The sequence below is a fragment of the Bifidobacterium sp. POST2/T3 (B1) genome (assembly GCF_058197115.1).
Genome location: NZ_JBVPQK010000216.1, coordinates 1 through 4,523, shown reverse-complemented (window position 1 = coordinate 4,523; position 4,523 = coordinate 1). Strand labels below are relative to the sequence as shown.

General features: G+C 60.9%; 3 protein-coding genes and 1 pseudogene. 3 read left to right on the top strand and 1 reads right to left on the bottom strand.

Annotated features, from left to right (window positions below; translation table 11 throughout):
• Together AC0AP0_RS09280 and AC0AP0_RS09275 are read left to right on the top strand one after the other, a co-directional pair.
• The coding region (locus AC0AP0_RS09280; protein ID WP_490430258.1) for a ketopantoate reductase family protein at positions 1 to 438 on the top strand (438 nt) is incomplete at its 5' end.
• 149 nt (positions 439 to 587) lie between these two features.
• Positions 588 to 2,840 carry an alpha-galactosidase gene (locus tag AC0AP0_RS09275; RefSeq protein WP_490430257.1) on the top strand — a complete coding sequence of 751 codons (2,253 nt, stop codon included), beginning with the start codon at positions 588 to 590 and terminating at the stop codon, positions 2,838 to 2,840.
• 22 nt (positions 2,841 to 2,862) lie between these two features.
• Here the strand turns inward: AC0AP0_RS09275 and AC0AP0_RS09270 are convergent, their stop codons facing one another.
• Positions 2,863 to 4,146 carry an ROK family transcriptional regulator gene (locus AC0AP0_RS09270; RefSeq protein WP_490430256.1) on the bottom strand — a complete coding sequence of 428 codons (1,284 nt, stop codon included), beginning with the start codon at positions 4,144 to 4,146 and terminating at the stop codon, positions 2,863 to 2,865.
• 165 nt (positions 4,147 to 4,311) lie between these two features.
• Here AC0AP0_RS09270 and AC0AP0_RS09265 point away from each other — a divergent pair.
• A pseudogene (locus AC0AP0_RS09265) lies at positions 4,312 to 4,523 on the top strand (carbohydrate ABC transporter substrate-binding protein); the annotation flags it as partial.

Here is a 4,523-nt window from a genome sequence, read left to right as displayed (position 1 = left end):
CTGACCGAGAACTTCGAGGGCACCTGCCTGGCCAAGATCATCTTCAACTCGGTGGTCAACACCATCTGCACCATGTATCAGATCACCATGGGCCAGTTCATCTCCTACCCGGGCGCCAAGGATATGTCCCGCCAGCTGATCGACGAGGCTTATGACGCCTGCGAGCGGGCCGGCAAGCAGCTGATTCAGACACGTCAGGAGACCCTGGACGAGGTGGATTACGTCAGCCGCGTGGGCAACCCGCTCCACTACCCCTCCATGTACCAGGACATGTCCAAGGGCCGTCCGACCGAGGTGGATTACATCAACGGCTATCTGGCGCGCCTGGGCCGCGAGCATGACTATGTCTGCCGGACCCAGGAGTTCCTGACCCACGGCGTCCATCTGGCCGAGCTGGCCTTCCGTGTCCACCACGAAGAGCAGGCCGATCAGGGGTGATGCGAGAGGCCGCTGAGCTGATTTCCATGAATTACTTTCCCAAGTAAGAAAAACACGCCCCTCCAGACAAGTTAGCCGTGGGTCCCTAGCATGGAGCCTAATTATCCAGTGTCGGCGACTGGCATCGTCGGGCTTATGGCGGAGGTGTCATGGAGGATCATCGCGGTGGCCCAAGGATGGGGTCTTATCAAGGCAAATCGAATCTGGGGATCTCTCTCAGGTTGGTTTACATGGAGCAGTCCGGGCTGTCCCTTGCTGTCCTTTTGCCGGGGAAGGGTCTGCCACGAATAGTTCACTGGGGCGATCCGGTGGCCGATCCTCAGGCCCTTCTGGGAACCTACGACGCTCTGGCCCCGCAGCGGGTCTCAGGAGGACTGGACCTGACGGCCTGGCCCAGCATCCTTCCGACCCAGTCCGAGGCGTGGACCGGACAACACCGACTGCGCATCAGCCGCGGCGGTGTTGAGGTCTTTTGCTGCTTCCAGGTGGAATCGGTCGATCTGGGTACAGAACCGATTCGGCCTGACGACTCCGCTGTTCCGACGCTGAAGGTTCAGGCCTGCGACCGGGACCAGGGCGTGGGGCTGACTTGGCATTGCCAAGTGCTCTCGTCCGGTCTCGTCAGACAGCGTGCAGACCTGCTCAACCTGGATACGGCCAGAGATCTGGATGTCAATGGCTTGGAGCTGGCTTTTCCCTTGCCGGCTGAGGCAACCGAGATCCTGACCACCACCGGTCATCACCTGCGCGAGCGCAGCCCGCAACGCCAGCCCTTGACCGTAGGCCTTCTGGAGCGTCCAAGCCTGGTGGGCCGGCCGGATTTTGATTCCTCCCTAGTCATGTGTGCGGGCCGACCCGGGTTCGGATTCGAGCATGATGAGGTATACGCGGTCCACCTGGGCTGGAGCGGTAATGGTCTGCTCAGCGCCGAGCGGATTCCTTCAGCTCCCGCATTGCTGGGCGGCGGCGAGATTCTGATGGCCGGGGAGGTTACGCTTCCTCCTGCTGACGGTCATTCCGGCCGGCAGGCATATTCGACGCCCTGGCTCTATGGTTCCCGGGGCAAAGGTCTGGACCAGGCGGCCCACAGGTACCATGCTTTCCTGCGGTCCCTGCATCCTGGCTTGGCCTCACGTCCCAGGCCCGTAACGCTGAACACCTGGGAGGCGGTCTACTTCGACCAGTCCTATGACAAGCTGGCTGCCCTGGCCGACCAGGCCGCCCGTATAGGTGTGGAGCGCTTTGTCGTTGATGATGGATGGTTCCAGGGCAGGCGTTCGGATGAGTCCGGGCTGGGGGACTGGTCCATCGACCGGCAGGTATGGCCTGAAGGGCCTAAGAGCCTGGAAGCCCTGGCCGCAAGGGTGCATCAGTTGGGAATGGAATTCGGCCTCTGGTTCGAACCCGAAATGATCTGTCCGGACTCAAATGTCTTTCGCGATCATCCCGACTGGGTCATGTCCCCCGGGGCTTCCCGGTTGCCTGTAGCGGGCCGCAACCAGCAGGTCATGGATCTGACCAACCCCGATGCCTATGCCTATGTGTTCGAGGCAATGGACTCACTCATTGCGCTTATGGGCATCGACTACATCAAGTGGGATCACAATCGCTATGTGACCGAGGCCTGCTCTCCCCGGTCGGGACGTCCTGCCGTGCATGCGCAGACCGAGGCGGTCTATGGAATCATGCGCGGCCTGAAAACCAGGCATCCCGGTTTGGAGATTGAGTCCTGCGCTTCAGGGGGCGCCCGTATCGATCTGGGCGTATTGGAATATGCCGACAGGGTCTGGGTCTCGGACTGCGTGGATCCGGTCGAGCGGGCCGACATCCAGCGGTACACATCCCTGCTGCTGCCGCCGGAGATGATGGGTGAACATGTGGGTGATTCCCCGGCCCACTCCACCGGCCGTACCACCTCGCTCGGTCTGCGTGCGGCCATGGCTTTCTTCGGCCATATGGGCGTGGAATGGAACTTGCTTGCTGTGCCTCAGGATCAGCTGGATGAGTTGAGGCAATGGATCAATCTTTATAAGCAGTGGAGGCATATGCTGCACACCGGTCATGTGGTACATGGCGACGTACCCGACCCGGCAGTCCGCTTGGACGGGGTGGTCTCTGCCGACGGCTCGCAGGCGCTCTACCGCTTCACCCAGTTGACTTCTTCGGCCAATTACCCCCCGCAGCCCCTGGCGCTTCCCGGCCTGGACCCCAGTGCTGATTACCGGATCAGGCCCTTGGATGTCTGCCGTGACCTGGATCGGATTGGCAACGGACAAAGCCCTCTGGCCTGGTGGCGTCCCCAAGGGGCGGTCCTCCCGGGTGCGGCCTTGGGCGCTCAAGGAATCCGGCCGCCGGTCATTCACCCGGCGGAGGCAGTGATCTTTGAGGCGAGCCGTATCTGAATCCGTCGAGCCGTTTCCCGATTCATTCGGGCTTATCGGCCTCTTCGGGACCCTGCAGATACCGGGCGATTGCTCTGGCTGCGGGGGCTTGGGCCCAACGGAGCCAGTCGCCGTCGATGATCTTCACGGGGACCTCGACCATCTGGCTATGACGGAATGAGGCCGTGCCCTTGCGTACGGATTCGATGCATCTCTTCATCAGATAGGAGGTCTCTCCACCCACCAGAACCTTGTCGGGCAGGGCCACGTTGGCCACCAGGGCGATCAACACCCCTAGCCGATAACCGGTCAGATTGAGAAGGGTCTCCGCCTGCGGCATGTCCTCCTCCAGGTCTTTGACCAACTTGTCAAAGCCGGCGGCTTGCCCGATGGCATGCGAGTACTGTTCAGCCAGGGAACCTGTAGTCAGGCACTGGGCGCAGCCACGATGGCCCAGATAGCAGACCGGCCCATCCGGATCCACCAGCTGATGGCCGATCAGCCCAAAACCCTCATCCGGCGAGGAAACGGGCATGCCGCGCTCGCTTAAGGCATAGCCAATGCCGGATCCCATGGTGATCAGAGCGAACCGGTCCAGCCCGATGCCCTCGCCAAACCATCCTTCGTACAGGGCCAGGGCATCGAGATCATTGAAGACCAGACAAGGCAGATCACATGTGTTCTCCATCTCGCTTGCAAGATTAACGGGTTCGCTCCAATGCAAGAAGGGGGCATAGGTGACGACCCTGTCTCCCTCCGCTCGTCCACCCAGGGAGATGGCCAGGCCGGAGGGGCTGGGCAGTCCGGCCTGGTTGATCTCGCACATGCAATCCTGCGTAAGGTTTGACAGCATCCTTACGACCTGGTCCGGGTCTCGTTGTCGAATGTGATGACTGTGGGACCGGCCGACTGGTCGGCAGGTCAGGTCCGTCGCCGTGGCCAGCGCAGTGCCACCGTGAAGATTGATGCCAATGAAGGTCTTGGCATCCCGGCGGATGACCAGGGCCTGCTGTGGTCTGCCTACGCTACTGGAACTATGCTTGCGGCCATCCTGTCTTCCTGGGTCCTTGTCTGTCTGCAGCAGTGTGCCTGCTTCTTTGATGACCCCGCGGTGGGTCAGATCGTTGGTAATGCGTGATACTGCGCCCTGGGTCAGGTTGAATCGACGCGCCAGAGCCACTCTGGAGATCGGACCGTGCTGGAGGATCTCGACGGCGATGCGGTGGGTGTATTTGGAGGCCGTGAACCAGGCCGGGAATGGCCGTGCTTCCCCTAAGCGGTCATCATCCCCGTGTTGGTTTGATCTCATGTTGTCTCTGTCGGCCACGGCGCCTCCTCACGGACAAACCCCATACACTGAACAGCCTATCCTAATTACTTTCTTAACGAAAGGAACTCGCCGGGGCTGGGAATGAAATATCCCGGTCCCCTATGCTGGTCCGCAGAATCATCTAGGTCATTGTTGCCCGTGCGGATGGTAAAGGAGCCAAATATGAAGGATATCGGCAGTAGGGAAGGATCCCGGCTTGGTCGAATATCGGCCTGGGTCCGCAACGGAGTCGCCTCACTCCTGGCTCTGTTGACCGTCGTGGCAATGGCGGGCTGCGGTTCCGCAGATTCAGGCCTGGTCACTCTGGACTTCTTCCAGTTCAAATTCGAGGCCGCCGACCAGTTCAAGGCCATGGTGGCACAATTCGAGAAGGA